The 4,627-nt window shown below is 67.4% G+C and carries 5 protein-coding genes and 1 tRNA gene; 4 read left to right on the plus strand and 2 right to left on the minus strand.

Annotated features, from left to right (window positions below):
- The first annotated feature begins 286 nt into the window (after positions 1–286).
- On the plus strand, positions 287–1,252 hold the full coding sequence (locus ACFV4K_RS34760) for an oxidoreductase (RefSeq protein WP_379280552.1): 966 nt from the start codon (positions 287–289) through the stop codon (positions 1,250–1,252).
- 57 nt (positions 1,253–1,309) lie between these two features.
- Here ACFV4K_RS34760 and ACFV4K_RS34765 read toward each other — a convergent pair whose 3' ends face one another.
- Positions 1,310–2,791: a trehalose-6-phosphate synthase gene (locus ACFV4K_RS34765; protein WP_379280553.1), complete on the minus strand. Its 1,482-nt coding sequence runs from the start codon at positions 2,789–2,791 to the stop codon at positions 1,310–1,312.
- Positions 2,792–2,794: 3 nt separating this feature from the next.
- Positions 2,795–2,962: a hypothetical protein gene (locus ACFV4K_RS34770; protein WP_167659823.1), complete on the minus strand. Its 168-nt coding sequence runs from the start codon at positions 2,960–2,962 to the stop codon at positions 2,795–2,797.
- 189 nt (positions 2,963–3,151) lie between these two features.
- Here ACFV4K_RS34770 and ACFV4K_RS34775 point away from each other — a divergent pair, with 189 nt between their 5' ends.
- The 3 genes from ACFV4K_RS34775 (at position 3,152) to ACFV4K_RS34785 (ending at position 4,602) form a co-directional block, all read left to right on the plus strand.
- A complete protein-coding gene (locus ACFV4K_RS34775; protein WP_379105930.1) occupies positions 3,152–3,985 on the plus strand; it encodes an alpha/beta fold hydrolase in 834 nt (277 codons plus the stop codon).
- 138 nt (positions 3,986–4,123) lie between these two features.
- Positions 4,124–4,366, plus strand: a complete 243-nt coding sequence (locus tag ACFV4K_RS34780; RefSeq protein WP_019931522.1) for an MbtH family protein — start codon at positions 4,124–4,126, stop codon at positions 4,364–4,366.
- 164 nt (positions 4,367–4,530) lie between these two features.
- Positions 4,531–4,602 (plus strand) — tRNA-Thr (locus ACFV4K_RS34785).
- The last annotated feature ends 25 nt before the right edge of the window (positions 4,603–4,627 follow it).

Genomic DNA, 4,627 nt, shown 5'->3' on the forward strand with positions numbered 1-4,627 from the left:
CTCGTCTCCGAGGCCACCCCGATCTGCCGAACCCAGTGTGTACGCCGGGGGCGCGCGGGATAACCCAGCGCGCCACGGCCTTTTCCGTGCGCGGATTCACGACGGGGGGCGAGCCGTGGGTGGCGGGACTCTCCGTCCGTGCGCGCGTCCTGCCGTCCAGTCGGGCCGACAACACGCCAATCGCCTAAGCGGGTGAATGGATGCCGGAGCGGGAGACGGTGCGGTGGGCGGTATTTCGAGGACGGTCGATGGGCCAAGTGGAAGCGGACCGTTCAGGATGTAACGCATGGGTACCAAGAACATGCGCTGGACCGCCGCTGACATTCCGGATCTCCACGGGCGCACCGCGATCGTCACCGGGTCCAGTGGCGGCCTGGGGCTGGAGACCGCGCTGCGGCTGGCCGAGCATGGCGCTCGGGTGGTCATGGCTTGCCGCAACGCCGAGAAGGCCGGGGCGGCCGCGGATCTCATCCGGGCGCGGGTGCCGGACGCCGAATTGCCGTTCGTGGAGCTCGATCTGGCTTCGCTGGATTCGGTCGGCAAGGCCGCGGCGCGGTTGCATGACGAGGTCGAGCGGGTTGATCTGCTGGTCAACAATGCGGGGATGCTGGGCCGGGCGCGGAGCCTCACCGTGGACGGGTTCGAGACGACCTTCGCGACAAACCATCTCGGGCCGTTCGCGTTCACCGGGCTGGTGCTGGACCTGTTGCTCGCGGCGCCCGCGGGGCGGGTGGTGGCCGTGACCACGGGGTTCGCCTCCAAGAAGGACGCCCCGATCGATCTCGACGATCTGTTCTTCGAACGGCGGCCCTACAAGGGATTTCAGGCGTACGCGCAGTCCAAGCTGGCCAATGTGCTGACCGCGTTCGAGTTGCAGCGGCGGCTCAATGGCACCGATACCGAGCTGATGTCGATCGCCGCGCATCCGGGGGCGGCCGAATCGGATTTCGCCCAGAACCTCGGGCCCGTCCTCACCTTCCTGTCGCGGCCGTCGCTGCGCTGGGTGTTCCGGGTGGGCATGCAGACCGTGGAGATGGGTGCGCTGCCGATGCTGCGGGCGGCGACCGATCCCGCTGTCCAGCCCGGAGATCTGTTCGGGCCGGCCGGGTTCACCAAGGGCTACCCCGTCCTGAACGCGCCCAGCGAGCAGGCGCTCGATCCGGACTTGGCGGCGCGGGTGTGGGCCGAATCCGAACGGCTCACGGGTGTCACCTACCGGTTCGGTGAATTCGGCGGCGAGACAGCGGAATAGGCCGCACTACGGCGAACGCCCCCTGGGAACTCCAGGGGGCGTTCGAGTTTCGAGCGGTCAGCGGCTCAGGTCCGGGTCCACGTCGTCGTCGGTGAGCAGGGCGCTGCCCGCGACGCGGTCGGTGGCCAGGGCGTCGAGGAAGGCGCGGGCCCACCGGTCGACGTCGTGGGTCAGGACCTGGCGTCGCATGGCGCGCATGCGCCGGCGGCGGGTGTCACGGTCGTCGTCGATCGCGCCGATCAACGCGTCCTTGACACTGTCCAGGTCGTGCGGGTTGCACAGGTAGGCCTGTCGCAATTCGGCTGCCGCGCCGGTGAACTCGCTCAGCACGAGTGCGCCGTTGAGGCTGCCCTGGCAGGCCACGTACTCCTTGGCGACCAGGTTCATGCCGTCGCGCAGCGGGGTCACCACCATGACGTCGGCGGCCACGAAGAACGCGATCAGCTCCTCGCGCGGGATGGGGCGGTGCAGATAGTGCACCACCGGGTAACCCACCCGGGCGAACTCGCCGTTGATGCGGCCCACCTGGCGTTCGATATCGCCGCGCATCTGCTTGTAGGACTCGACGCGTTCGCGGGACGGCGTGGCCAGCTGCACCATCACCGTGTCCGCGGGGTCGATGCGGCCGTCGTGCAGCAGCTCCTCGAGCGCGGCGAGCCGGATGTCGATGCCCTTGGTGTAGTCGAGGCGGTCGACGCCCAGCAGGATCGTCTTCGGATTGCCCAGTTCCGCACGGATTTTCGCGGCCCGCTCCCGCACATCGCGGCGACGCGAATACTCGTCCAGTTCCGCGGAGGTGATGGAGATCGGGAACGCGCCCACCCGCACGGTGCGGAAACCCACCTGCACCACACCGAGTTTCGAACGCACGCCCACATTGCCGCGCGATGTCGGCTGCCCGGCCAGCCTCCTGGCCAGATACAGGAAGTTCTGCGCGCCGCCCGGGAGGTGGAAGCCGATCAGGTCGGCGCCGAGCAGGCCCTCGACGATCTCGGTGCGCCACGGCATCTGCATGAACAGTTCCACCGGCGGGAACGGAATGTGCAGGAAGAAGCCGATGGTCAGGTCGGGGCGGAGCATGCGCAGCATCTTCGGCACCAGCTGCAGCTGGTAGTCCTGGACCCACACGGTCGCGCCCTCGGCGGCCACCTTCGCGGTGTATTCGGCGAAACGCCGATTCACCTGCACGTACGCCTGCCACCACTGGCGGTCGTAGACCGGCCGCACGATCACGTCGTGATACAGCGGCCACAGCGTCGCGTTGGAGAAGCCCTCGTAGTAATCGGCGACCTCGTCGCCCGACAACGGGACGGGATGCAGTTCCAGACCGTCCTCGACGATCGGATCGAGCTCCACGTCCGGGACGCCGGCCCAGCCGACCCAGGCGCCCTTGTTATTGCGCAGGACCGGTTCCAGTGCCGTGACCAGACCGCCGGGGCTGCGCTTCCAGCGAGTGGTTCCGTCGGGCAGGCGCTCCAGGTCAACCGGGAGCCGGTTGGCGACGACGACGAAACCGGAGCCGGAGCTATCCGGGTGCACGGGTCATTCGCCTCGCGTCGGAGCGATGCCCAGCATCGACAGCAGCATGCGGCATTCGTCGGCGTCGGTGGCGTACGCCGCCACGACACGCTGCGCCTGGCGAGCGGTTTCGTCGGCGAGCGGCTCCAGATCGTCGTCCGCGATGTCGTTTGCGCCGGTCTTCGCGGCCATCTCATGTCCTCTCGGAGAAGTCTGCTCGGTGCGAGGAGTCCATCGTATCTGCCAGGGAAGTCGGGCCTCGCCGCCGCGTGCATTGCGAGCCCTAACCGCAACGCGGCCGGGGACGAAACAATCCGTCGGCCCAGACCTATACGGTGGACGCAAAGAGAATGGCAACACCTGATGTTAGGGGTCGCAAGCATGCCGTTGGCGACGGTGAACGGAATCTCGCTGAACTACCAGGTCAAGGGAGATCGGTCCAAGGGCACCGACGTCAAGGGGTCGGCGCCGCTGGTCGTCATGATCATGGGCACCGGCAGCGGCGGCCGGGTCTGGGAACTACACCAGGTCCCCGCGCTGGTCGCGGCCGGATACCGGGTCTGCACGTTCGACAACCGCGGCATCGCGCCCTCCTTCGAATCGCCCGCCGGGATCACCATCGAGGACCTGGTCCGCGACACGGTCGCCCTGATCGAATTCCTCGGTGAGGGCCCGGTCTTCCTGGTCGGCCAGTCGATGGGCTCGCGGGTCGCACAAGAAGTGGCGCTCGCCCGCCCCGATCTGGTCCGCAAGGCCGTGTTCATGGCCGGACACGCCCGGCTCGACCAGTTTCAGAAAACTCTCGGACTCGGCGAGCACGATCTCGACGACGCCGGCGTGCGGCTGCCCGCCAAATACGAGGCCGCCATGACCGCCCTGATGAACCTGTCCCCGGCCTCGCTGGCCGACCAGCACGCCGCCCGCGACTGGCTCGACCTGTTCGAATTCACCGGCGGCCCGGTCACCCCGGGCGTGCGGGCGCAGCGCCGCATGGATCACGATTTCGACCGCACCGCGGCCTATCGCGGCATCACCGTGCCCTGCCTGGCGCTGGGCTTCGCCGACGATCGGATGATCCCGCCCTACCTCGCGCGAGAGGTCGCCGATATCATTCCAGGTGCCCGCTACCAGGAGGTTCCCGACGCCGGGCACTTCGGCTACCTGGAACAACCGGAGGTCGTCAATAAGATCCTTGTCGAATTCTTCGTGGCCTGAACGAAGTGCAGGTAACCGCCCAGCGGTAACGCCTGCCTTGCTAGGGTCGAATCAACGTCGGGGGCTCGTTCCAACACTGCGGTGGCTGGACGATCCGTCTACGTACCCGTACACAGCGCCAGTATCCAGTGAGGTGAAATGAGCACCAATCCCTTCGATGACGAAGACGGCCGGTTCTTCGTCCTGGTCAACGATGAGGAACAGCACTCCCTCTGGCCGGCCTTCGCCGAGGTTCCGGCGGGTTGGCGAGTCGTGTTCGGCGAGGACTCCCGCGCCGCATGCGTCGAGTACGTCGAGAAGAACTGGACCGACATGCGGCCCAAGAGCCTGCGTGACGCCATGGCGGCGGACGACGCGGCTCGTCAGGCGGCCCAGTCCTGACACTCAGCGGTTAGTCCGATACTGCGCGAACGACTTCCGAACGCGGCCGTCGATGCCACGAGCGTCGACAGGCCGCGTCCCGGTGTTCGCGGTCAGCATCGTTCCGACCGGGAGCCGGCTTTTCCGCGCAGCCGGCCACCCCGGTTATGATGGCTCCGTTTTCCGCCTCCTTAGCTCAGTGGTAGAGCACCGCTCTTGTAAAGCGAAGGTCGTCAGTTCAATCCTGACAGGGGGCTCGTGCACGAACGCCGGTCGAGACAT

It is taken from the genome of Nocardia sp. NPDC059764, assembly GCF_042732555.1.
Classification (GTDB): domain Bacteria; phylum Actinomycetota; class Actinomycetes; order Mycobacteriales; family Mycobacteriaceae; genus Nocardia.

What these genes read in the sequence shown, in the direction of transcription:
- ACFV4K_RS34760 (WP_379280552.1), top strand. Translation starts at nt 287, where the DNA reads ATGGGTACCAAGAACATGCGCTGGACCGCCGCTGACATTCCGGATCTC.
- ACFV4K_RS34770 (WP_167659823.1), bottom strand. Translation starts at nt 2,962, where the DNA reads ATGGCCGCGAAGACCGGCGCAAACGACATCGCGGACGACGATCTGGAG.
- ACFV4K_RS34775 (WP_379105930.1), top strand. Translation starts at nt 3,152, where the DNA reads ATGCCGTTGGCGACGGTGAACGGAATCTCGCTGAACTACCAGGTCAAG.
- ACFV4K_RS34780 (WP_019931522.1), top strand. Translation starts at nt 4,124, where the DNA reads ATGAGCACCAATCCCTTCGATGACGAAGACGGCCGGTTCTTCGTCCTG.